20 protein-coding genes are annotated in these 22988 nt (G+C 57.3%); 16 read left to right on the forward strand and 4 right to left on the reverse strand.

From position 1 onward, the window contains the following. The first annotated feature begins 6 nt into the window (after nucleotides 1-6). Genes RT613_RS08715 through RT613_RS08740 form a run of 6 tightly spaced genes read left to right on the forward strand, consistent with a single transcriptional unit; the run spans nucleotide 7 to nucleotide 6499 of the window. Entirely contained in the window at nucleotides 7-567 is a 561-nt protein-coding gene (locus tag RT613_RS08715; RefSeq protein WP_313614609.1) for a dTDP-4-dehydrorhamnose 3,5-epimerase family protein, read from the forward strand. Next, on the forward strand, nucleotides 564-1895 hold the full coding sequence (locus RT613_RS08720) for a DUF4910 domain-containing protein (protein WP_313614610.1): 1332 nt from the start codon (nucleotides 564-566) through the stop codon (nucleotides 1893-1895). The genes RT613_RS08715 and RT613_RS08720 overlap by 4 nt, the downstream gene beginning before the upstream one ends. Further along, nucleotides 1892-3175 carry a class I SAM-dependent methyltransferase gene (locus RT613_RS08725; protein WP_313614612.1) on the forward strand — a complete coding sequence of 428 codons (1284 nt, stop codon included), beginning with the start codon at nucleotides 1892-1894 and terminating at the stop codon, nucleotides 3173-3175. The genes RT613_RS08720 and RT613_RS08725 overlap by 4 nt, the downstream gene beginning before the upstream one ends. Further along, nucleotides 3168-4103 carry a DUF707 domain-containing protein gene (locus RT613_RS08730; protein WP_313614614.1) on the forward strand — a complete coding sequence of 312 codons (936 nt, stop codon included), beginning with the start codon at nucleotides 3168-3170 and terminating at the stop codon, nucleotides 4101-4103. The genes RT613_RS08725 and RT613_RS08730 overlap by 8 nt, the downstream gene beginning before the upstream one ends. 13 nt (nucleotides 4104-4116) lie before the next feature. Continuing rightward, on the forward strand, nucleotides 4117-5163 hold the full coding sequence (locus RT613_RS08735; RefSeq protein ID WP_313614616.1) for an NAD-dependent epimerase/dehydratase: 1047 nt from the start codon (nucleotides 4117-4119) through the stop codon (nucleotides 5161-5163). 10 nt (nucleotides 5164-5173) lie between these two features. Next, entirely contained in the window at nucleotides 5174-6499 is a 1326-nt protein-coding gene (locus RT613_RS08740) for an FAD-dependent oxidoreductase (RefSeq protein WP_313614617.1), read from the forward strand. Here the strand turns inward: RT613_RS08740 and RT613_RS08745 are convergent. After that, on the reverse strand, nucleotides 6496-6786 hold the full coding sequence (locus RT613_RS08745) for a hypothetical protein (protein WP_313614619.1): 291 nt from the start codon (nucleotides 6784-6786) through the stop codon (nucleotides 6496-6498). The two genes, RT613_RS08740 and RT613_RS08745, sit on opposite strands and share 4 nt — an antisense overlap. 244 nt (nucleotides 6787-7030) lie before the next feature. On the opposite strand from RT613_RS08745, the gene RT613_RS08750 reads away from it, so the two are divergent. From RT613_RS08750 to RT613_RS08765, 4 genes are all read left to right on the forward strand, one after another. Beyond that, on the forward strand, nucleotides 7031-8221 hold the full coding sequence (locus RT613_RS08750; protein WP_313614620.1) for an efflux RND transporter periplasmic adaptor subunit: 1191 nt from the start codon (nucleotides 7031-7033) through the stop codon (nucleotides 8219-8221). 2 nt (nucleotides 8222-8223) lie between these two features. After that, nucleotides 8224-11376, forward strand: a complete 3153-nt coding sequence (locus tag RT613_RS08755; protein ID WP_313614757.1) for an efflux RND transporter permease subunit — start codon at nucleotides 8224-8226, stop codon at nucleotides 11374-11376. Nucleotides 11377-11705: 329 nt separating this feature from the next. Then, nucleotides 11706-12572 carry a hypothetical protein gene (locus tag RT613_RS08760; protein WP_313614622.1) on the forward strand — a complete coding sequence of 289 codons (867 nt, stop codon included), beginning with the start codon at nucleotides 11706-11708 and terminating at the stop codon, nucleotides 12570-12572. A 46-nt stretch (nucleotides 12573-12618) separates the two neighbouring features. Next, on the forward strand, nucleotides 12619-13197 hold the full coding sequence (locus tag RT613_RS08765) for a YceI family protein (protein WP_313614623.1): 579 nt from the start codon (nucleotides 12619-12621) through the stop codon (nucleotides 13195-13197). A 57-nt stretch (nucleotides 13198-13254) separates the two neighbouring features. Here RT613_RS08765 and RT613_RS08770 read toward each other — a convergent pair whose 3' ends face one another. Beyond that, complete coding sequence (locus RT613_RS08770; protein WP_313614625.1) at nucleotides 13255-13971, reverse strand: GntR family transcriptional regulator; 717 nt, start codon at nucleotides 13969-13971, stop codon at nucleotides 13255-13257. Nucleotides 13972-14209: 238 nt separating this feature from the next. Between RT613_RS08770 and RT613_RS08775 the strand changes: the two genes are divergently transcribed. From RT613_RS08775 to RT613_RS08800, 6 genes are all read left to right on the forward strand, one after another. Beyond that, entirely contained in the window at nucleotides 14210-15301 is a 1092-nt protein-coding gene (locus RT613_RS08775) for an ABC transporter ATP-binding protein (protein WP_313614626.1), read from the forward strand. Nucleotides 15302-15335: 34 nt separating this feature from the next. Further along, on the forward strand, nucleotides 15336-16640 hold the full coding sequence (locus tag RT613_RS08780; protein WP_313614627.1) for a PotD/PotF family extracellular solute-binding protein: 1305 nt from the start codon (nucleotides 15336-15338) through the stop codon (nucleotides 16638-16640). Nucleotides 16641-16838: 198 nt separating this feature from the next. Further along, nucleotides 16839-17750, forward strand: coding sequence for an ABC transporter permease (locus RT613_RS08785; protein ID WP_313614628.1), 912 nt, complete (start codon nucleotides 16839-16841; stop codon nucleotides 17748-17750). A 1-nt stretch (nucleotide 17751) separates the two neighbouring features. Further along, nucleotides 17752-18570, forward strand: a complete 819-nt coding sequence (locus RT613_RS08790; RefSeq protein WP_183993039.1) for an ABC transporter permease — start codon at nucleotides 17752-17754, stop codon at nucleotides 18568-18570. A gap of 10 nt (nucleotides 18571-18580) precedes the next feature. Next, complete coding sequence (locus RT613_RS08795; RefSeq protein WP_313614630.1) at nucleotides 18581-19327, forward strand: aspartate/glutamate racemase family protein; 747 nt, start codon at nucleotides 18581-18583, stop codon at nucleotides 19325-19327. Continuing rightward, a complete protein-coding gene (locus tag RT613_RS08800; RefSeq protein ID WP_313614631.1) occupies nucleotides 19324-20157 on the forward strand; it encodes a GNAT family N-acetyltransferase in 834 nt (277 codons plus the stop codon). The genes RT613_RS08795 and RT613_RS08800 overlap by 4 nt, the downstream gene beginning before the upstream one ends. A 5-nt stretch (nucleotides 20158-20162) precedes the next feature. Here RT613_RS08800 and RT613_RS08805 read toward each other — a convergent pair whose 3' ends face one another. Further along, a complete protein-coding gene (locus RT613_RS08805; RefSeq protein WP_313614633.1) occupies nucleotides 20163-22148 on the reverse strand; it encodes an iron ABC transporter permease in 1986 nt (661 codons plus the stop codon). Then, a complete protein-coding gene (locus tag RT613_RS08810) occupies nucleotides 22145-22987 on the reverse strand; it encodes an ABC transporter ATP-binding protein (RefSeq protein WP_313614634.1) in 843 nt (280 codons plus the stop codon). The genes RT613_RS08805 and RT613_RS08810 overlap by 4 nt, the downstream gene beginning before the upstream one ends. Nucleotide 22988 lies beyond the last annotated feature (1 nt).

Consider the following 22988-nt stretch of genomic DNA (forward strand, 5'->3'; position numbering starts at 1 on the left):
GGCGTTATGAACTTCACCTCTCTCGGCGGCACGGATGCCAGGCTCATCGATCTGAAAGTTCATGCTGACAACCGCGGCAGTTTTGCGCGTGTCTGGTGTCAGGCGCTTTTTGACGATGCTGCCGTCGCATTCAGACCCGTTCAGGGCAATACGTCTCTCACCAAAACACGTGGCGCTGTGCGTGGCATGCATTTTCAAAGGGCGCCCCATGCCGATGCCAAGGTCGTTCGCTGCAGCTACGGGCGTATTCATGATGTGATTGTCGATCTTCGTGAGGGATCGAAAACCCTCGGCGAAGTCTACCATGTCGAGCTTGGTGCTGATGATGGAAAGATGTTGTTCATTCCGGCGGGCTTCGCACATGGCTTCCAGACGCTGAGCGAAGATACAATCGTCGAATATCTGATGGGTGATGCCTATTACCCCGAACTTTATGATGGAGCGCGTTACGATGATCCGCTCCTGTCGATCAAATGGCCGGAACCAGTGACGGAGATGTCCGACAAGGATCGGACATGGCCGGATCTTCAGGCGAGAATGCCCTGGCTTGAACGGAGCGTTGCATGATGCTGGATCGTGTATTCAAGGCCGAGGGGAATGAAGGCGGCAGCCTTGTGCAGCCGCTCGACATGATGACGCTGCTGCGCACCCTGTTTCCGCTGCCACGCAGCCTCACAGGCGATGGTGTACGAGCGACGTTGCAGGCGTTAAGGCAGCATATATCGGTTGAAATCCATGAGGTTGCCACCGGCACTGAGGTCTTCGACTGGGAGGTGCCGCGTGAGTGGAATATCCGCGCGGCGACCATCAAGGCGAAGGACGGTCGGGTGCTGGTTGATTTCGCCGACAATAATCTTCACGTGGTGGGTTACAGCGTTCCGGTGCGCGGCACTTTTAGCCTGATGGAACTGGCAGCGCATGTTCACACATTGCCTGACCAGCCGGATGCGATCCCCTATCGCACCTCCTATTACGCGCCGAACTGGGGTTTTTGCCTGCCGCATTCGCTTTGGACTGCGATGCAGGATGAGGCTTACGAGGTCGAGATCGACAGCGCGCTTGTTGATGGTTCGCTGACCTATGGTGAGTTTTTCATTCCCGGCGACACTGAACAGGAGATTTTGATTTCCGTTCATGTCTGCCATCCAAGTCTCGCCAATGACAATCTGTCCGGCATCGTTGTTGCAACGGCACTTGCCCGGTATTTTCTTGCGCAACCTGCCCGTCGCTTCGGCCTGCGGTTGCTGTTTCTGCCAGCCACCATCGGCGCAATCACCTGGTTGGCGACGAATGAGGCCCGTCTTGATCGCATCGTTCACGGTCTGGTTTTGACCTGTGCCGGCGATGATGGGCCGTTCCATTACAAAAAGACAGTCAATGGCGCGGTCGTGGATCTTGCCGCCGAACATGTGCTGCGCCACAGCGGCCATGCCTATCAAATGCTTGAATTCTCGCCCTATGGCTATGACGAGCGGCAATACGGATCGCCTGGCATTGCGCTGCCCGTTGGCTGCCTGATGCGCGCCATTCATGGCACGTTTCCCGAATACCACACCTCGCTCGACAATTGCGATTTCGTGACGCCGCAGGCGCTCGACCAGTCCTTCCGCCTGTTGGTGGACCTGCTTGTGACGTTGCAGCGAAACGCCATCTATTGCCGGGTTGATGGCAGGGGTGAACCACAGCTTGGGCGGCGGGGGCTCTACCGCGCTATCGCCGGGCAAAAAGAGGCTGGCGGCGCCTCGCAGATGGACCTGCTCTGGGTTCTCAATCAATGCGACGGAAGCCGGTCGCTTCTCGACATAGCGGAGCGCGCCGGCGTGCCGTTTTCCAGAATACGTGCAGCAGCAGATTTGTGTTTGGACGCTGAATTAATCAGGGAGGTTCGGCAATGACCATTGCAAGCATTCAAGTGGAAGCCTCGTCGCCAAAATCCGGTCGCATCACGGCCTGCCGGTCGTGTAAATGCGGTGAACTCGACACCATTCTCGATCTCGGCAAGCAACCGCTTGCCAATGCGTTGCTTGAACCCGAACAGCTCGGTGTGCAGGAGCCACTCTTTCCTCTGGAGGTGGTGTTGTGCCAGGAGTGCGGGCTGTTGCAGGTCAGTGAGGATGTGCCACCGGAAATCCTGTTCGGTCAGGATTATCCGTATTTTTCCTCCTTCATTCCGGCCCTCCTCGCCCACAGCCGCGAACATGCGCTGGATCTCATCGCGGAGCGCGAGCTTGGGCCTGACAGCCTGGTTGTCGAGATTGCCAGCAATGACGGTTATCTCTTGAAGAACTTCGTTGAGCACGGAATTCCCGTCCTGGGTATTGATCCGGCAAGTGGCCCGGCGAAAGCGGCGATGTCGATTGGCGTGCCGACCGTCATTGACTTCTTTGGTGAGGGGCTGGCCAGGACACTGGTCGCAGAGGGGAAACGCGCCTCGGTCATGTTGGCCAACAACGTGCTCGCCCATGTCAATGACATCAATTATTTCGTGGAAGGTTTCGCCATTCTGCTGGCCGATGACGGCATTGCCGAATTCGAGTTCCCTTACGTCAGGGACCTGATTGAAAGCTGTGCTTTCGACACGATCTACCACGAGCATTTTTTTTATTATTCCCTGGCAGCGCTCGAACCGCTGATGGGTCGCCACGGGCTTTATCTCAATGATGCAAAGAAGCTCGATATCCATGGCGGGTCGCTGCGCCTGCGGGTCAGCAAGATGCCCGGAAAAACCGATCGCCTGCAGAAGATGCAAGACGAGGAAGCCGCGATGGGCCTGACCGGTTTTGATTGTTACCGCGACTTCGGCCTGCGCGTCGAAGGCATTCGCGACGGCCTCAGAACCATGCTTGGCGCCTTCCGTGACGATGGCAAGACGATTGCTGCTTACGGCGCTGCCGCCAAGGGTGCCACGCTGTTGAACTATGCTGACCTGCCCGTGTCCACCATTGCATATGTGGTGGATCGCAACACCCACAAGGTTGGAAAATTCATGCCCGGCGTCCGTTTGCCGATCAAGCCGGTTGATCTGCTGGTGACCGAACCGACCGACTACCTGCTAATCCTGCCGTGGAATTTTGCTGACGAAATCGTTGTCCAGCAGGCCGATTACAGCAAGAAGGGCGGCACCTTCCTCAGAGCCATTCCTCATCCGCAAGAGATCGAGGTGGCTGATGTCTGACGCCAAAGACGTTCGCAACCTGATATTTGCGCGTGTCGGCCGGTTGTCACTGCATCGCAACTGGTTGCTTGATCCAAAGGAATCGCGAAACTGGGATCTGCAGCTGAGCACCTATGACGAACAGCAGGCAGACCTCGATGACGGCGATTTTCCGCTCTCGGTCGATACGGGCACGAAATGGGACAGCGCTTGCCGTTATCTGCGAGCCAATCCTGATCTTCTCGACCGCTATGATTACATCATGTTTCCGGATGATGATCTGCTGTTTGAGCCGAACGGGATATCCGATCTGTTCGAGATCATGGCATCGCATGACCTTGACATCGGCCAGCCATCGCTTCTGCCATCCAGCCATATTTCCTATCCGGTCACGACGCATTGCCCGACCTTCAAGCTGCGGTATGGGAACTATGTCGAGCCGATGTGTCCCATCATCCGCACCGATTATCTGCGCACGCTTTTACCGGTGCTTGACCGCTGGCCAACCGGCTGGGGGCAGGACGACATCTGGACGATGATGATGGCCAAACCCGCTTATCGTGCGGCTTTTATCGATGCCTCGCCGATCCTGCATACCAGGCCGCTTTATACCGGTGCCGTCTACAAGACCTTTGAAAGGCTGGGCATGAACCCGGAGGGTGATCTCAATGAGATCAGAAGCAGTTTTCGCGGCTTGCCCCAGCCGAAACTGATCTATGGCGGCATCAGCCGAAGCGGGCGCAAGATCGGCGGCATTGAGGCGAATATTCGCAACGGTTTGCATCTCTTGCGCGTCGCCAGTTCAATGCGGATGCCACACAATGCCAGAAGGGTCGGTAACGGCATGCTTTTACGCACCGTCACCCAGTTCGGTTACCGGCCTGTGCAACTGGAAAAAATCGTCGGGTCAAGCCCGGCTGTCCCTGTTCTTTCGACAACCACGAGATAGAGGCGGTTCGCCAATGCGTATCCTGATCACTGGAAATATGGGTTATGTCGGCCCTGTCGTGGCAGCCCATTTTCGTTCCGTCTGGCCTGATGCCGAATTGATCGGTTTCGACAGCGGTTATTTTGCCCAATGCCTGACATTGCCGGATGAATTTCCCGAGCGTGTACTGGACAAGCAGGTGTTCGGCGACGTCCGGGATTTTCCTACCGAACTGCTGGAAGGCATTGATGCCGTCGTGCATCTGGCTGCGCTGTCCAATGATCCGATCGGTGCCCGTTTTGAAAAGCAGACCGAAGGCATCAATTACCGCGCCAGTATCGATATCGCGCAAGCCGCAGCCGAGGCCGGCGTGAAAAGCTTCGTGTTTGCCTCGAGCTGCAGCGTCTACGGGATTGCCGAGGGTGGGCCGCGCAAGGAAACCGATACGTTGACGCCGCTGACGGCCTATGCCCGTTCGAAGATCGCCACGGAACAGGCCTTGGAACAGCTTGAAGCCCCAAAGATGGCAATCACCTGCCTGCGTTTTGCGACCGCTTGCGGACAGTCGCCACGGCTGCGGCTGGATCTGGTGCTGAATGATTTCGTTGCAACGGCACTGGCGACCGGTGAGATCAGGGTTTTGAGCGATGGTACGCCCTGGCGGCCGCTGATTGACGTCAAGGACATGGCGCGGGCCATGGAATGGGCGATCAAACGCGACAGTGATGATGACGGTCGTTTCGTGTCGATCAATGCGGGCCGCAACGAAAACAATTATCAGGTGTTCCAGCTGGCTGAAGCGGTTGCAGAGGCGATCCCCGGCACGCGGGTTTCGATCAACACAAATGCACCTCCGGATCAACGCTCCTATCAGGTCGATTTCACCCGATTTGCCAAGGTTGCGCCTGATCATCAGCCGTCGGTTTCACTGTCGGAATCGATTGGCCGTCTTGTCGATGGCCTGACCAGTGCCAAACAGGCCGGGCGCGAAGTCGTTCCAGCGGCGGCCAAACGTTTGACGACACTGGAACGGCTGATGGATGCGGGGCGTCTGTCCGACGATGTCCGCTGGATGAACTGAGGGAACGACGATGGAGCATCAGGGATACGCGATCTTGGGCAGCGGCATGGCCGGGTTCGGTGCGGCCAACGTTCTGTTTGCCAATGGCATCAGGGCCAGAATCTACGACAAGAGGTCGAGGCCAGGTGGCCTCACCTCGAGTTTTGGCAATGGTGATGGTTTCGTGTTCGACGAGGGCGTCCATATCTCGTTCACGAAAAATCCGCGCGTGAAGAACCTGTTTGCGGAATCGACCGGCCAGAAGTTCGAGGTCGGCAATGTCTATTGCAACAATTACTGGCAAGGGCACTGGATCAAGCACCCTGCACAGGTCAACCTGCATGGCCTGCCGCCAGAACTGGTTGTCAATTGCATCAAGGATTTCATCGAGGCCCGCCAGATCGAAAATCCGAAGATCGACAATTACGAGGACTGGCTGCTGGCCGCGTTCGGCAAGACCTTCGCTCAAACCTTCCCGGCGGTCTATACCCGCAAATACCACACGACAGGTGCCAGCAACATGTCGACCGACTGGCTGGGACCACGCCTCTACAGGCCCAATCTTGAAGAAGTTCTGCGCGGCGCGCTGGAACACGAACCGCTTGATGTTTTTTACGTCAACGAGTTTCGCTATCCGACCGAGGGTGGTTTTGAATCCTTCATCAGCGGTTTTTACGACAAGGCCGAGGTGCTTTGCGATCATGAGATTGCCGCCATCGACACCAGGGAAAAGAAGCTGACCTTCAAGGACGGCACGACACATGACTTCAACAAGCTGATTTCGTCGCTGCCGCTTCCCGTGGTCATTCCGCTGATCAAGGGTGTGCCGGATGATGTGCGTGCGGCGGCAGCAAGACTTGCCTGCACCCAGGTGGTGGTCGTCAATATCGGGCTTAATCGTCCGATCGAGACCAAACCGCAATGGTCCTATTTCTATGATGAGGACATTCCGTTTGCGCGGGTCAGCTACCGTGGCAACCTGTCGAAGAAAAGTGTGCCGGATGGCTGTGGTGCCCTGCAGGCGGAAATCTACTTCAGCGAAAAATACCGGCCATTGACCGGCAGCCCGGATGACTGGATCGAACCGGCCATTGATGCGCTGATCAAGTCAGGTGTCGTGATGTCGCGATCCGAGGTCATCCATAAAAGTGCGATCATGCTGCCCTTCGGCAATGTGATCTTTGACCTTGACCGCAAGGCCGCGGTCGAGATCGTGCACGCCTATCTCGATGAGGTGGGTATCGAATATTGCGGACGGTTCGGCCAGTGGGGTTACATCTGGACGGATGCGGCTTTCATGAGTGGCGAGCGTGCTGCACGTGCCGCACTCGGCATGTCAGCGACGATTGAGGACTAGGGTGAACGGGCGCCGGCGTCCGTTTCTCGCCATTGATGATAGTCCGTGAATGCTGGGGGCACGCGGCTGCAGGCCGTCGACCATCGTGCAAAAACAGTCCGCAGATATCCCGCTTGGTCATCGTCGCCCGGTTTGGCTCCATTGGGCCAACCCTTGGCCATTTGCGCGCCGAAGGCGACATCCATCAAAATTTTAATCGTGATGCCGCTGGCGCCGATCCGGATGCGGCCTTTTTCCCCGCTGACATTCGAGCCATTTTTGCGACCGCAGACGTAACCACGCTCCATCAACGCCTCCATTGAATTGTGTCGAGCTTCTCATGACGATCGCCACTGTCTTGTGGTGCCCTCGCCTGTTTGGCGGCACCTGGTTTCAGTGGAGTGTCTCGCCATTCGCTGCGGCCTGCCTGGAGCTTACAAATTGGTAACTTGAAATTACGGTAATGATGGTTACCCTAATTGTCAGATCGAGATAAATCTCTTCCCCCCTGCATTTCCGCACGGTGATAATAGCGACAAAATAGGATTCTGTATGAAATTTTCGAGGGCACTGGCCGCTTCAGCGACACTTCTTTTGCTCACAGCGTGCAATCAGGACACTGAAAAAGGTCCATCACCAGTCGGGAAAACAGAGGTCGGTTACATCACGATGAAGACCGAGCCTGTTGAGCAGGTGACAACGCTGCGCGGCCGTGTCGTTGCTTATGCCACGGCGGAAGTTCGTCCGCAGGTCGCTGGTATCATCCGCAAGATAGCCTTTACCGAAGGGCGCGAGGTGAAAGAAGGCGATGTCCTGTTTGAGATCGACCCGTCAAAGTTCAAGGCTGCGCGAGCCTCGGCCTCCGCAGCGCTGAAAAAGGCGCAGGCGGCCACAAAAAGCGCGCAGGCGACCTATGACCGAAATAAGGTGCTGCAGCAGACGAATGCTGTCAGTGCGCAGGTTGCTGAAGATGCAGAATCTGCGCTGCTTCAGGCCCAGGCAACAGAAGAGGCTGCCAAAGCCGATCTGGAAACCGCACAGATCAACCTCGACAATGCGACCATTCGCGCGCCAATTACCGGGCAGATCGGTATTGCTGCCGTCAGCGTCGGGTCACTGGTGACCGAAAACCAGACGGATGCCCTGGCGACCATTCGCCAGATCAACCCGATCAATGTCGACCTGATGGACACCAGTGCCAACCTGCTGCGTATGCGTGACCAGATTGATGAGGGCCAGATTTCCGTTCCGCGTGGTGTCCCTTTGGCTGCCGCTCTGACGCTTGAAAATGGCAAGGCCTATGATGGTGAAGGCAAGGTATCGCTTGCCGACATGATCGTTGGCGAAACCACCGGTTCGTTTACCGTGCGGGCTACATTTCCCAATGAAAAGCGCGTCCTGATACCGGGCATGTTTGTTTCCGCCTCCCTGAAATTTGGAACAATGACCAATACCTTCCTCATTCCGCAACGCGCCGTCACGCGCGGCGATGACGGCAAGGCGACCATTTATCTCGTTTCTGCCGATGATACGGCAAAACTCGTTGAGGTGACCACCTCAGGCTCGAGTGGAAACGACTGGATCGTGACCAAAGGCGTCAGTGCTGGCGACAAGGTCATCGTTGATGGTTTCCAGAAAATATCTGACGGATCGGCCATTGAGCCTGTCGCAGCCAGTATCGATGAGGATGGTGTCGTGAAACAAACCATTGCCTCAGACGACAGTGCGGAGGGCGGCAAATGACGATGAACACGTCGCGCAACGCTGTTGCCAGCTTTTTCATTGCACGACCGGTCTTTGCGATCGTGCTTGCCATCGCCACCATGCTTGCTGGTCTGATGGGCATTTATTCGCTGTCGATTTCGCAATATCCGGAGATCGCCCCGGTCACGGTCCGCATCAATGCGACCTATACCGGTGCGACTGCCGATGCGGTGGAGAACTCTGTTACCAAACGCATCGAGAGTGCCATGACTGGCCTTGAGGGTCTGCTCTACATGGAATCGACCTCCAGCACGGGATCCAGTTCGATCTCGCTGACATTTGCAAATGGCACCAATCCTGAAACGGCACAGGTCGAAGTCCAGAACAAGCTGTCGCGTGTCGAATCTCAACTTCCCGATGCCGTCCTGGACGACGGCGTGCGGGTAAGCCGGTCTTCCTCCGGCATCATGATGATTGGCAATATCGTGTCGCATGACGGCCGTTACACCTCTGATCAGTTGGCCGATATCATGTCGGGCCAGATCGAGGAACGTATCGAACGGATAGATGGGGTAGGTTCGGTCCAGTCCTTCGGCTCAGGTTACGCCATGCGCATCTGGCTTGATCCCGTGTTGATGGAAAAATACGGACTTGTTCCCTCCGATGTGACCTCCGCCATTTCCTCGCAAAATGCCCAGGTTGCGGCGGGGTCTATTGGTTCCACACCTGTGGTGAAGGGGCAGCAGCTCAAGGCGAGCATCATCGTCCGCACCCAGATGACCTCTATCGACCAGTTCCAGCGTATCATCATCAAGACGGATTCCAGCGCCAGCGTTGTGCGTCTGTCCGACGTTGCGCGGGTGGAAGTCGGATTGGAAAGTTACGGGCAGAGCTCGACCTATAACGGCATGCCCGCTGCAGGTTTTGGTGTCCAGCTCGCCTCCGGGGCCAATGCCATATCGACATCCGATGCCGTGCACGCCGAACTGGACGAGATTGCAAAGTCGCTGCCCGATGGTGTCGAGATTGCCTATTCCTATGAGACAACGCCCTTTGTTGAGCTGTCCATCGAAAAGGTCATCCATACGCTGATCGAGGCGATCATTCTCGTCTTCGTGGTTCTGTTGCTGTTTTTGCAGAATTTCCGTGCAACCCTCATCCCGATGATTGCGGTGCCGGTGGTGTTGGCGGGAACATTTGGCATTCTCGCGGCACTTGGATTTTCAATCAACATGCTGACCATGTTTGCAATGGTGCTTGCCATCGGGCTTCTGGTCGACGACGCCATTGTTGTCGTTGAAAATGTCGAGCGCATCATGCGCGATGAGGGACTTTCCGCACGTGAAGCGACGGAAAAGTCGATGGGCGAGATCACGGGCGCGCTGATTGGTATCGCCCTCGTTCTGACGGCGGTGTTCATCCCCATGGCATTCTTCTCGGGATCGGTCGGCGTGATCTACCGGCAGTTCTCGGTGACGATTGCCAGTGCAATGTTGCTGTCCGTTTTGGTGGCCATCATTCTGACACCTGCCCTTTGCGCAATGATGCTGAAACCCAACCATGGTTGGGGGCTCAGCCGCTGGCTCGGCTGGTTCGATAGAGGGTTTAACCGTATTACCAACGGTTATGCCGGATGGGTCGGCAAGATGATTGCGCGGCCTGTGCGGATGTTCCTCGTATTCGCCATTCTTCTTGTCTCGGCCTATGGTCTTTATTCAAAGCTGCCGACCTCGTTTCTGCCGGAAGAGGACCAGGGCGTGCTGATGACCCAGATCACACTGCCGGCTGGCGCCAATGCTGCCCGCACGCAGGCCGTCATTGACATGGTTCAGGACTATTATCTCAATGAGGAAAAAGATGCGGTTCAAAGCGTGTTCATGACGCTTGGTTTTGGCTTTAATGGCAGTGGTGAAAATGCGGCCATGGGCTTTGTTCGCCTCAAGGATTTTGATGACCGGACCGATAGCCGCCTTAGTGCCTCTGCCGTGCAGCAACGTGCTTCGGCCTATTTCCGCAAGATCCGCGATGCCGAGGTTTTTGTAATGATGCCGCCAGCCATTCAGGGCCTTGGCCAATCCAGTGGCTTCTCCATGTACCTGCAGGATACGGCGAACAATGGTCGTGATGCGCTGACCGCCGCTGCCAACACACTGGCCGACAATGCCAAAGGCAGCGCCACAGTCGCTGATGTGCGTGGCAATACACGCTCGCTCGAAGCACAGCTGAAGATCGATATCGATCAGGAAAAGGCAAGTGCGCTCGGCATCAGCCTGTCGGATCTCAACAGCATGGTCACCACGGTGTTTTCCGGTTCACAGGTCAATGACTTCATCTACAAGGGTGAGATCAAGCCGGTTATCGTGCAGGCCGATGCGCCGTTCCGCATGCAGCCGGATGACGTCAATCGCTGGTCGGTGAAAAATTCCGAGGGGCAGATGATCCCGTTCTCGGCATTCGCCACCACATCGTGGACACAAGGGTCACCGTCGCTTGCCCGCTTCAACGGCACGGCCGCCGTATCCATGAATGGTTCTGCGCAAAGTGGCGTCAGCTCCGGTGCGGCCATGGATGGCGCCGAGCAGCTTGTTACCGACCTTGACGCCGGTTACAGCGCCGCATGGTCGGGCATCTCCTATCAGGAGCGCCTGGCGGGTTCGCAGGAAGCGCTGCTTTATGCCGTGTCGCTTGTCGTGGTGTTTCTGTGCCTTGCTGCTCTTTATGAAAGCTGGTCCGTTCCCTTCGCCGTCATTCTTGCTGTGCCGGTTGGAGTATTTGGTTCGCTTCTGTTTGCGCAGCTCTTCGGCCAATCGAACGACGTCTATTTCAAGGTCGGGCTGCTGACGACCATCGGCCTGACAGCGAAAAACGCCATTCTGATTGTCGAATTCGCCAAGGATCTGATGACGACCGGACGAACCGCCATTGAGGCGGTCATTGAAGCGGCCAGAATGCGACTGCGTCCGATCGTCATGACCTCGCTTGCTTTCATTCTTGGCGTTCTGCCGCTGGCGCGGGCAACGGGTGCAGGCTCTGCGGCTCAGAACTCGATCGGTATCGGGGTGATGGGTGGCATGATCTTTGCGACCATTCTGGGCGTGTTCTTTGTGCCACTGCTGTTTGTCGCAGTCGATTGGGTCAAGGCAAAGGGCAAACGCAAGGTCGAACCAACCCCGCAGGTGGCGTCTGACCACTGAGTGCATTCAGCCGTCTCGTGGGGGGCGTCCGGTTCTTGCCGGGCGCCCCCCCCCCTTTTTTTGTACGTCAGAGGTGCCGTCTGTCTGTATTTGTCACCACCATTTGGTGACCTCTCTGTGTGCTGGCTTGACGATTGTGATCAAAATTGAACGGGAGTTTATTGTTCAATTTTTGCGAACGAAGTGTCACCCCTCGATAACTATTTCTATCACGTCAATGTGACGAATCCGGCCCGTGGCCCCGCTTGCGCGGCGTCGAGCAGTCGGATTAGCGTCGCCCGCATAGTCGAACCGACTTTTGATAAGTGATACGGAAAGTCATATTTCACATGCTTCAAACGATGCTTTTAACGATCGTTGCACTGCCCCTGGTCCTTGGTGTTGTCGCAAGCCTGGTGGCACGCAAGGCAAGCCGCACAGGCTGGATTTTGGTGGCCGCACTCATCCCGTTGTTTGCGGCTGTGGTGCTTGTTGGTCTGGATGGCTTGCCAGCCTTTCCACCGGTGCGGGCCGCTCATAAACTGCCTTATGTGCTGCTGGCTGGTGGTCTGGTTTTTGCAATCCTCGCACCTTTTGTTCGTTCACGCTCCGCAGCGCTCGCCGGTTTTGGCGCGCTGATCTCTCTGGCGGTTCCCGCCTGGTGGATGGGCAGCGTCATTTTGTCGAATAGCGGGCGGAAACTGACGGTCACGCTCATTCTCATTGCCATTGCGGTGGTCGGTACCATCTGGGCAACGCTTGCAAAAAGCCGTGACACGGCTGAGCAGCAGCCGGTTCTGCCACAGGCGGCATTTGCCACCGCACTGTCCACGGCGCTTGTGGCGATCTTTGGCGGTTATATGGGCATGGCCATGTTCAATGGCGCCTTGACCGCCCTGTTCGGTGGTTACCTCCTGGTGGCCTATATTGCGCAACTGCGTGGAAACCAGCGCGCCTTCAATCTTGGTGGCCTGAGTGGATTTGCCTTTGCGTGGGTGGCATTTGTCGGCCTGCTGGCAACCGCGATCCTGGCACCACAGGCCTCCAGCGCCGCTCTGGTGATCGCCGGCCTCACCCTCACCTTGCTGCCGCTGACCTCAACCTTCGCCAACCGCCTGAAACTTGCCCCGGCGCTGCGCCCGCTGATCTGCGGATTGATCGTCGCCGTGCCGGCAATCATTGCCATCCTCACTGCCGGTCTTCAATTCGCCGGCTGATGATCCCCACCGGTATCATTTCGATACCCGTTCACAGGAGTAGTCCATGAAATTTATTGCAACAACCGCAGCCCTTCTTGGTCTGTTTGCCGCCGGTACTGCCTTTGCAGCCGACAGCTATGAAATCGACCCAACCCATGCATGGGTCAGCTTCAAGACCAACCACGCCGGTTGGGCAAAGGCTCACGGCGTCTTCCGCACGGTTTCTGGCGAAATTTCATTCGACAAGGACGATGTCACGAAGAGCTCCATCGACCTGAAAATCGATGCTGCCAGCATCGACACCAACCACGAGCAGCGTGATACCCACCTCAAGAGCCCAGACTTCCTGAATGTCGAGGAATTCCCTGAGATCACCTTCAAGAGCACCGGCATTGAAAAGACTGGCGACAAAACAGCCAAGGTCACCGGCGATCTGACGCTTGCTGGCACCACAAAGCCTGTCACGCTTGACGTGACGTGGAATGCAGAATCTCCGCTGCCTTGGGATGCAAACACCATCAAGACTGGATTTTCTGCCACCGGTGCCATCACCGGCGCAGATTTCGGCATCACCAAACTGGCCGATTTCGGCCTCGGTCCAGACCTGTCGCTGGATGTCGATTTGGAAGCCATCAAGAAGTAATGAAAAATCTGACGCCGACCCTGGAGGTCGGCGTCATTGTCTGGATGACCTCATCCTTTAGCCAATTGACAGCGCATCTTTCAGCGCCACGCCCTGCTTGGGCTGCAAGTCTAGATCGGCCTCGATGTGATCGATATGGTGCAGCATCAGGTCTGCGGCACGTTTGGCGTCACCGCGTTCGATCAGGTCCAGAATGGCGAAATGTTCGCTATGGCCGCAGCTCGACACACCGGAACGGCCATATAGCGCGATGACCAGTGAAGACCGCGCCACCAGCTCATCCATAAAACGTTGCAGGATGGCATTGCCGGCAACAGAGGCCAGCATGAGGTGGAAATCACCGGATGCCTTGATTTCCGCCCGCCGTGCTGCCGGGCCGCGCTCATTCATATAGCGCTCTTCCTCAATCAACTGTTCGCGAAAACGCGCGATGTCCTGCGGCGTGATCCGTTCGGCGGCGGCGGTAACAATGCCCGGCTCGATCAGCCGGCGGGATGCAAAGATCTGCCGTGCCTCTTCCGGCGTCGGATTGGACACGAAGGCACCACGGTTACGTTCTGTTTTCACCAGACCTTCGAAGGTCAACATCTGCAGGGCGGCACGCGCCACCGTCCGGCTGACATCAAAAAGCGCGCCGACTTCCGCCTCGGACAGTTTCGTTCCCGGTGCAAGCCGTCGGTCGATGATGGCATTGCGCAGAGACTCGCGGATCGCCATCGAGCGGTCCTCGATCATCGGATCAGCAGAGACGGCGGTTTGTTCAAGCAAGGTCATTGGTTTCGTCCAGTATGACCTGTTGTAGCGCGTTGAGGGGTCATCTGCCTAGTAGGATATTTTACAATCCATTATTAAGATTGCATACGATTTGACCATTGGATCGAAAACAATCGATGCAAATTTACGCAACCATGAATGACGAAAATGGTCTTGTGACAATATATCGTTGTTCTTCAACGATAAATTGAACTGGCACGGCTCCTGCATCACTAAAAACAATCGCAGGAGAGTGCCTATGAGCAAAGCCGCTGAAATAGACATCGTATCCGTTTCCAAGATCTATGGTGCCACCACGGCTGTCCATGAGATCAGTTTGAAGATCCCCGCCGGCACCTATTGCTGCCTGCTAGGACCTTCCGGTTGCGGCAAGACCTCAACGCTCAGAATGATTGCCGGACATGAGAGCATCTCGACGGGTGATATCCGGCTTGGCAATGCTGTTGTCACCGACCTGCCGCCGGCCAAGCGCGGCACGGCGATGATGTTCCAGTCCTACGCACTGTTCCCGCATCTCGATCTCGTCGACAACGTCGCCTTTTCCTTGAAGATGAAGGGGGTGGAGAAAGACGTGCGGCGTGCCAAGGCGCTCGACATGCTGAAGCTGATGCAGCTCGAAGCCTATGCGCCACGCCGCCCGGCCCAGCTTTCCGGCGGCCAGCAGCAGCGAGTGGCGCTTGCCCGCGCTTTGATCACCGATCCGGAAGCGCTTCTGCTCGACGAGCCGCTTTCCGCCCTCGACCCGTTCCTGAAAATCCGCATGCGGGCGGAGCTTAAAAAGCTGCAGACCTCGCTTGGCATTACCTTCGTGCATGTGACGCACAGCCAGGAAGAGGCAATGGCGCTCGCCGATATCATCGTCATCATGAATGATGGTCGCATCGAGCAGGCCGCTCATCCACGCACGGTGTTTGAGCGTCCGGCAACTGCCTTCGTCGCCAAGTTCATGGGCGATCACAACGTGATTTCCGGCCGCGTGATCAAAAGCGACGGCGATGAGCTGATGATTTCGGTTCCGGCTGGCGGCGACTTTCTGGCGATCGGCGCCGATGCAGCGGGCCTGACCGACACGGCCGACATCGCGGTCCGGACCGACCATGTGCGCGTAGCACCGGCGACCGAAAAGGGTCTCGGTTTCACCGGTTCCGTTTCCAACGTCGAATATCGCGGCTCATCGGTGAAGCTCACCGTCAATGGCTCCGGTGTAGAGGATTTTACCGCGATCCTCAGTGACAAGGACTATTTCGCCAATCCGGTGAAGGTTGGCGATGCCATTCCGCTTTCGTGGGAGCGTGAGGACGCGCTCGTGCTGGGGCGGCTTAAGCACTGAAAATACAACAATAAACCTCAAGAGGAGAACTGGCATGACCGATACAAAAAAAACGGGGATTGAGAAGACGGCCAAGGGAATTTCCCGTCGTTCGCTTTTGAAAACGGCATCGGCTGCGGCCGGCCTTGCAGCCGGTTCAGGCGCAATTACCGGTTTCCCGACCATCTGGGCGCAGAACCCGATCACGCTTCGCCAGTTTGGCACCGGCGTGTCGAACCTCAATGCGATTGCCGAGAAGTGCAAGGCCGATCTCGGCATCACGCTCGAGATGACGGCGACGGATTCGGATGCCGCCGCCCAGCGCGCAGTCACCCAGCCGAAGTCCTATGACATCGCCGATATCGAATACTGGATCCTGAAGAAGGTTTATGCGGCAGGCGTGATCCAGCCAATGGATACCAAGAAGCTGAAATATTACGACAAGGTCGTGCCGCTGTTCAAAAATGGCAAGTTGACACCTGACAGCGTGATTGCACAGGGCACCGCGCCGCACACGGTCGGTTTCGTTGAAAAGCCGGGCGACAAGACCTTTGCCAAGGAAGAAACCCAGTATTTCACCATGATGCCAACGATCTACAATGCCGATACGCTTGGCATTCGTCCCGATCTGGTTGGCCGTGAAATCACCACCTGGGCCGACATCATGGACCCGAAGTTCAAGGGCAAGACCTCGATCCTCAACATCCCGTCGATCGGCATCATGGATGCGGCGATGATCATGGAAGCGCTCGGCAACATCAAATATGCCGACAAGGGCAACATGACCAAGGAAGAGATCGACAAGACGATCGACTTCCTGATCAAGGCCAAGCAGGACGGCCAGTTCCGCGCCTTCTGGAAGTCCTTCGACGAGTCGGTCAACCTTATGGCATCGGGCGAAGTGATCATCCAGTCCATGTGGTCGCCAGCGGTTGCCGCCGTACGCTCCAAGGGCATCGATTGCAAATACCAGCCGCTGAAGGAAGGTTATCGGTCGTGGGGTGGCGGTCTGGGTCTTGCAGCACATCTGACCGGTGCACAGCTCGACGCGGCCTACGAATATATCAACTGGTACACGTCAGGCTGGGTTGGCGCCTATCTCAACCGTCAGGGTTATTACTCCGCCTGCATGGAAACCGCCAAGGAACACATGTCGGCCGATGAATGGGGCTACTGGATCGAAGGCAAGGCCGCGACGGGCGATATCGTCGCGCCGGATGGCAAGGTCATGGAAAAGGCCGGCGCCGTGCGCGACGGCGGCTCCTTCGAAGAACGCATGGGCCATGTCGCTTGCTGGAACTCGGTGATGGACGAAGACCGCTACATGGTCCGCCGCTGGAACGAGTTTATCGCAGCCTGATAGACAAACACATCACCCTCCCCCCCGCAAGGGGGAGGGCTTAACCCAGCCGCACCGCCAGGCGCGATCATGGCAGGTGAGCGGATCAAGTCTTCTTCCCAATCGTGGAGAAGATGGCCGGTAGGCGAGATGATGTAGCCGGGAGCGATGCCTTTTCGTTGAGAGAAGGTCCAGAGGCCCATAGGGAGATGCCAAGCAATGGCGACGATCACATCGACGGATACGGAAAATGCCGGGCAGGCTCGCCCAAAAGGCTTTCAGCTGCCGCTTGCCGTCATCTCCTATCTACAGGCGGTGCCGCTGACGCTCATTCTTGGGTTCTTTCTGCTGCTACCGATCATCATGATCGCAGTTGTCAGTTTCTGGGATTATGACTTCGCCCAGATGTATCCCGACTTCCTGACGATGAACTATGCCGAAACGCTGGGGTCATGGGTGACCTGGAAGACCTACCTCAACACCCTGAAATATGCCGCCCTGGTCTGGGTCATCACGCTTTTCATCGGTTTCTGGGTCGCCTATTTCCTCGCCTTCCACATCCGCACCACATCAATGCAGATGGTGCTGTTCCTGATCTGCACCGTCCCGTTTTTGACATCGAATATCATCCGGATGATTTCCTGGATCCCGGTTCTTGGTCGAAACGGCCTGATCAATTCGGCGCTGGTGGGCTCCGGAGTAATTTCCGAGCCGGTGGAATGGTTGCTCTATTCCGATTTTGCCGTCGTGCTGGCCATGGTGCATCTCTACACGCTGTTCATGGTGACACCGATCTTCAACACGTTGATGCGTATCGACAAATCGCTGGTAGAGGCGGCCCGTGATGCAGGCGCTTCTTCCTGGCAGATCCTGTCAAATGTCATCATTCCACTGGCCAAACCCGGCATGGCGATTGGCACGATTTTTGTCGTGACGCTTGTTATGGCCGATTTTTCCACCGTTCAGGTGATGTCCGGCGGACAGAGCGCCTCCGTCGCGCTGATGATGAAGAACCAGATGTCGCTGCTGCAATATCCGGCCGCTGCCGCCAATGCCGTGGTGCTGCTGGTGCTCGTGTTGATGATGGTCGCTGGCATATTGCGGATCGTCGATATCCGGAAGGAGCTTTAAGATGTACCGCGAAAAACGCTCCCGGGAATTCTACCTTCTCGCCATCTTCTTTGCCGTCTTCGTGCTGTTCCTCTATGGCCCGCTCTCGGCGATCCTGATCCTCTCCTTCCAGGGGCCGAATGGTGGCCTCACCTTCCCGCTCAACGGCGTGTCGCTGCGCTGGTTCGCCAACCTGTTCGAAACCCAGGCCGTGGGTGATTTCGGCGGTTCGTTCCGCCGTTCGGCAATGCTCGGCATCATGGTCATGCTGGTAACCGTTGTCGTGTCGCTGCTGGCCGGACTGGCCTTTCGCCGAAAATTCATCGGCGCGACGGCGCTGTTTTATCTGGCGGTCGCAAGCCTCGTTGTCCCCTCGATCATCGTTTCGCTCGGCATCGGCGTGTTGTTCAGCCAGCTCGGCCTGCAGCCCGCATGGTATTCCTCGGCCTTCGGCGCGCACCTGACCTGGACGCTGCCCTTTGGTGTGCTGATCATGTTTGCCGTCTTCAACCGCTTTTCGCCGGCTTACGAGGAAGCGGCACGGGATCTTGGCGCATCCTCCTGGCAGACATTTTCGAATGTCGTTTTGCCGATGATCGCACCGAGCCTGATCGGCGTTGGGTTGTTCGGCTTCACGCTGTCCTATGACGAATTTGCCCGCACGCTGATGACAGCAGGATCATTCAACACACTGCCGCTGGAAATCTACGGCATGACGACCAATGTGACGACGCCGGTGCTTTATGCGCTCGGTACGGTCACCACAGTTTTCTCCTTCCTGGTGATTGCTGGCACACTCGGCCTGATCGTCCATCTTAATCGTCGCAGACAGCGGAGTTGATGAGACACCGATGCGTATCCTGATCATCAATCCCAATACAACCGCCAGCATGACCGCAACCATCGCCGACAGCGCTCGCCGCGTTGCAGGGCATCAGACGGAGATTGTTGCCGTTACCTCATCGATGGGACCGGTTTCCATTGAAGGCTATTATGACGAAGTTTTTGCGGTGCCTGGCCTGCTCAAGGAAATCGCTGCTGGTGAAAAACAGGGCATCGATGCCGTCGTTATTGCCTGTTTCGACGATACCGGCCTTGATGCCGCGCGGGCACTCGCCAACGTGCCGGTGATCGGTATCTGCGAGGCGGCGGTTTCTGCCACGGCCTTCATCGCCCAGAAATTCACTGTTGTGACGACGATGGAACGGTCGCGGCTGCCGCTTGAACATCTCGTCTACCGCTATGGCATGTCGTCGCGCTGCAAGGTGCGAGCCGCGGATATTTCCGTCCTGTCTCTTGAGGACCCGAATTCCAATGCCCGCGACCGGTTGCGCAGCGAGATTGCGCTGGCGCTGAAGGAAGACAGGGCTGAAGCGATTGTGCTCGGCTGCGCCGGCATGGCGGATCTGACCGCAGAGCTTAGGGCCGAATTCGGTGTGCCTGTCGTGGACGGCGTTGCAGCGGCGGTGAAACAGGCAGAATCTCTGGTTACGCTTGGCCTGTCGACCGCCAAGCGCGGCGCCTATGCGACACCGATCTCGAAACCCTATCGAGGCATGTTGGAGGCCTTTCAACCTGATCGGCTGACAGGCTTATGAGTGAGGTTGTGATCCGATCGCTCGATCTGGCAGAGATCGACATGCTGATCGGCTGGGCAAAGGCCGAGGGCTGGAACCCCGGACTGGCCGATGCGGCACCCTTTCAGGCCGCTGATCCGCAAGGATTCATCGGCTGTTTTGTCGATGGGCAGATGGCCGCCGGCATATCTGCCATCCGTTATGGATCTGATTTCGGGTTTATCGGTCTTTATATCGCGCATCCTGATTTTCGTGGGCGCGGATACGGGCGGCGCGTTTGGGATGCGGGCATGGCGCATCTGAAAAACCGAACGATCGGTCTAGACGGCGTGCCGGAGCAACTGGCGAATTATCGATCCATGGGATTTGTCCCTGACTATCAGACCTTTCGCTGGAGCGGAAAGCTGAAAGGCCGGAACGATCCTGACATCCGCTCCCTTGAGGAGATTGATCCGATCAGCCTGATCGCGTTCGACGCCGGGTGTTTTGCAGAGCGCCGTGCGGCTTTTTTGCAGGCGTGGCTGGCGTTGCCGAGGCAGACAAAAGTGCTTGTCCGCGATGGTGCGATCTGCGGTTATGCTGTCGCGCGGCAATGCCATGAGGGGTACAAGATCGGGCCGCTTTTCGCCGCTGACACTGGTGCTGCAACAACATTGCTTTTTGCCTGTGCGGCCGAGATTGAAGGTCAATTGATCCACATCGACGTGCCTGCCGATCAAGCCGAGTTTTCCGCCGTCCTAGAGGATCACGGTCTTGAGCGCGGTTTCCAGACGACGCGCATGTATCGTGGCACACCGCCGTCATTCGAAACCGCGTATGTTTTCGGTGTGACAACGCTCGGACTGGGCTGAGGTGGCTACGAAACGGACGTTTTTCGGGATGCTGGCGGGCGCATTAACAGCATGAAGAACGGTGCGCCGACGACGGCGGTGATAATGCCGGCGGGCAGTTCCAGCGGTGCGATGATACTGCGCCCGACAAGATCTGCCGTTGCCATGAGAATGGCGCCAATGGCCATTGCAACCGGCAGATTTCTCGCATGGCGGGGACCAGCAATCAGGCGTGCGGCATGGGGGGCGAGCAGGCCAATGAACCCGACCGCGCCAATTGTCGAAACGGCAATGGCCGTGGCGACTGCCGCATAGATCAGCGCAAAAATGCGGCCGCGACCCGTCTCCACACCCAGTGCACGTGCTTTTTCATCGCCCAACACAAGGGCGTCGAGCTGGCGGCTGCAAAACAGGCCGAACATTGTTACGACCAAAAGCCAGGGAACCATCGCCGCGGCATCACCATAGCCGCGACCATGCGTTGATCCACTGAGCCATGATAGCGCCTGCGCGGTCTGCAGCCGTGCCTCGACAACGATGATGGTGCTGATGGCACCAAAACTGGCTGCGATGGCGATGCCGGCCAGAATGAGCTTTTGTGGCGATCTGCCGGGGCCAAATATCATCAGAAGAAGCACCGCTGACATCGCGCCGGCGATCGTAACCATCTGAAAAATCGGTGTGCCCGGAGAAAGGCCTGCAAGCAGTGCCACCAGACTAAACAGTGCTGCCCCTTGTGACAGGCCCAGTGTTTCAGGGCCGCAAAGCGGATTTCGTGTGACAGCCTGTAACACCACACCTGCTGCTGCCAGTATGGCACCACATCCCAGTGCAATGATCAGACGCGGCGCGCGCAGATCAAGATTTGCAAGAGCCGCATCGAAAGACGACGAAACGCCGTCGCCAATCATCAATGCCGCAACCACCAGCATCAGACCTGTTATGCCAAGGGCTGTAAAAAGCAGAGAGGCACGCAGGCGTCGCGCCGTTGAAGGTGTTGGCATGCGGCCCTCACCACCTGCCTTGGTTGTTCTCAAGAGCAGCAGCATCGCAGGTGCGCCAAGAGAGGCAACGGCAATGCCCGTTGGAACGGTCACGCCATTGCCAACCAGCACCTGTGTTATCACATCTGCAAACAGCAGCGCATTGGCACCCCAGAGCGCGGCAAGAGGCAGATGGCGATGGTGTCGTGTAATGCCGAGTGCTCTGAGCGCATTGGGAACGGCAAGCCCGATGAAACCGATTGGTCCGGCAAGTGTTACCGCCGCACCTGCCAGAACCACACCGGCTGTCAGGCCCGTCAGCGTGGTAGCCCGCGTCACACCTAGACTGGCTGAGGTCTGTTCACCGAGCACAAGCAGATCCAGCTGGCGTGCGATCAGCATCAGACCTGCAAACGATAAAAGAATGGCCGGGCCAGCCGTCAGGATTTTCGACCAGCCTGTCTGGTCAAGAATGCCGGCTGTCCACAACAGCAGGCCGGAGGCCCGATCATCGGCGAGCAGGATGATTGCCGAGGCGATGCCCACAAAACAGAGAGATGTCGCAACGCCGGCCAAGGCCAGCCGTCCTGGAGATGCGCGAAAGCCGCCAGCCAGCGCGATGCAGAAGACGGCGCCGACTGCGGCACCAGATGTCGTGGCGATGATTGGTGGGATCACGGCTGGCAGCAGCAGGGTCGACACAACGAGGAACAGTTGCGCGCCGCTGGTGACGGAGAGAATATCCGGGGCGGCAAGAGGATTTCGAAGCACGCTCTGAAACACCGAGCCTGCCACCGCAAGCGCCGCACCCACAAAAATGGCGGCAATCAATCTTGGGGCGCGGATTGTTTCCAGAACCGTCTGGGCCAGGGTGGCGGGACGTGACGGAAATGCCAAAACGTCGCTCCAGGCCACCAGCTTGCTGCCGATGCGAAAATCAACAAGGGCAAGCATCAACAGCAGGCAAAGGCCAATTGGCCAGGCACAGATCGACAGCACGGGCCGGATGCGTGACCGCGACACCTTCATGCCTCACGCCGCACAGTGCCAGTTGCGTCGGTGTTACCCACCCAGTCGATCAGGCAATAACCACGTTCGCCGTCACGCGGATGTGGCACGATGTCGACCTTGCAGCCAAAGGCGTCCTCCAGCAGATCTGCCGTTAGAACCTGTTGCGCAGTACCTGTTGCCAGAACCCTGCCCTTGCACATCAGCAGCACATCGTCTGCAATATCCATGACCTGGTTCAGGTCATGCAGCACCGCAACGATTGTCAGCCCCTCCTGGCGGTTGAGCTGACGAAGCAAGGTTAGAAGTTCGGCCTGATGGCGAATATCGAGAAAGCTGGTCGGCTCATCCAGGAATAGCAATTGCGGTTCCTGCGCCAGCGCCATGGCGACCCAAGCCCGCTGGCGTTCTCCACCGGACAATGTTGCAAGCTCCCGTTGGCGCAGATGGTGAAGATCAACTCTTCGAATGGCGCTATCGATCAGGCTGCGGTCACGCGCGGATATGCGGCCAAGCCAGGGGCGATGCGGATGGCGGCCCTGTTCCACCAGTTCTTCGACCGTCAGACCGGTCGGCACTTCCGGTGACTGGCTCATCACCGCGACCCTGCGGGCGATGTCGCGCCGCGACAGTTCCGACAGGGGCTGGCCGGAAAGCAAGATGTCACCCGATGTGGGTGTTTCCAGCCCCGCCAATCCCTTCAGGAGAGTGCTTTTGCCGGAGCCATTGGCGCCGCATATCACGGTGATACGCCCTTGATGTGCCTCGACGTTGACGTCGCTGAGGGCAAGGGCGTCGCCATAGGCCACGGTTAGTCCACGCGCTTCGACGGCGGGTATGCGTGTTGTTCGCTCGCTCACT

The sequence above is a fragment of the Agrobacterium sp. genome (genome assembly GCF_032092815.1).
In the GTDB taxonomy this organism is placed as follows: Bacteria; Pseudomonadota; Alphaproteobacteria; order Rhizobiales; family Rhizobiaceae; genus Agrobacterium.

What these genes read in the sequence shown, in the direction of transcription:
- RT613_RS08715 (WP_313614609.1), top strand. Translation starts at nt 7, where the DNA reads ATGAACTTCACCTCTCTCGGCGGCACGGATGCCAGGCTCATCGATCTG.
- RT613_RS08720 (WP_313614610.1), top strand. Translation starts at nt 564, where the DNA reads ATGATGCTGGATCGTGTATTCAAGGCCGAGGGGAATGAAGGCGGCAGC.
- RT613_RS08725 (WP_313614612.1), top strand. Translation starts at nt 1,892, where the DNA reads ATGACCATTGCAAGCATTCAAGTGGAAGCCTCGTCGCCAAAATCCGGT.
- RT613_RS08730 (WP_313614614.1), top strand. Translation starts at nt 3,168, where the DNA reads ATGTCTGACGCCAAAGACGTTCGCAACCTGATATTTGCGCGTGTCGGC.
- RT613_RS08735 (WP_313614616.1), top strand. Translation starts at nt 4,117, where the DNA reads ATGCGTATCCTGATCACTGGAAATATGGGTTATGTCGGCCCTGTCGTG.
- RT613_RS08740 (WP_313614617.1), top strand. Translation starts at nt 5,174, where the DNA reads ATGGAGCATCAGGGATACGCGATCTTGGGCAGCGGCATGGCCGGGTTC.
- RT613_RS08745 (WP_313614619.1), bottom strand. Translation starts at nt 6,786, where the DNA reads ATGGAGCGTGGTTACGTCTGCGGTCGCAAAAATGGCTCGAATGTCAGC.
- RT613_RS08750 (WP_313614620.1), top strand. Translation starts at nt 7,031, where the DNA reads ATGAAATTTTCGAGGGCACTGGCCGCTTCAGCGACACTTCTTTTGCTC.
- RT613_RS08755 (WP_313614757.1), top strand. Translation starts at nt 8,224, where the DNA reads ATGAACACGTCGCGCAACGCTGTTGCCAGCTTTTTCATTGCACGACCG.
- RT613_RS08760 (WP_313614622.1), top strand. Translation starts at nt 11,706, where the DNA reads ATGCTTCAAACGATGCTTTTAACGATCGTTGCACTGCCCCTGGTCCTT.
- RT613_RS08765 (WP_313614623.1), top strand. Translation starts at nt 12,619, where the DNA reads ATGAAATTTATTGCAACAACCGCAGCCCTTCTTGGTCTGTTTGCCGCC.
- RT613_RS08770 (WP_313614625.1), bottom strand. Translation starts at nt 13,971, where the DNA reads ATGACCTTGCTTGAACAAACCGCCGTCTCTGCTGATCCGATGATCGAG.
- RT613_RS08775 (WP_313614626.1), top strand. Translation starts at nt 14,210, where the DNA reads ATGAGCAAAGCCGCTGAAATAGACATCGTATCCGTTTCCAAGATCTAT.
- RT613_RS08780 (WP_313614627.1), top strand. Translation starts at nt 15,336, where the DNA reads ATGACCGATACAAAAAAAACGGGGATTGAGAAGACGGCCAAGGGAATT.
- RT613_RS08785 (WP_313614628.1), top strand. Translation starts at nt 16,839, where the DNA reads ATGGCGACGATCACATCGACGGATACGGAAAATGCCGGGCAGGCTCGC.
- RT613_RS08790 (WP_183993039.1), top strand. Translation starts at nt 17,752, where the DNA reads ATGTACCGCGAAAAACGCTCCCGGGAATTCTACCTTCTCGCCATCTTC.
- RT613_RS08795 (WP_313614630.1), top strand. Translation starts at nt 18,581, where the DNA reads ATGCGTATCCTGATCATCAATCCCAATACAACCGCCAGCATGACCGCA.
- RT613_RS08800 (WP_313614631.1), top strand. Translation starts at nt 19,324, where the DNA reads ATGAGTGAGGTTGTGATCCGATCGCTCGATCTGGCAGAGATCGACATG.
- RT613_RS08805 (WP_313614633.1), bottom strand. Translation starts at nt 22,148, where the DNA reads ATGAAGGTGTCGCGGTCACGCATCCGGCCCGTGCTGTCGATCTGTGCC.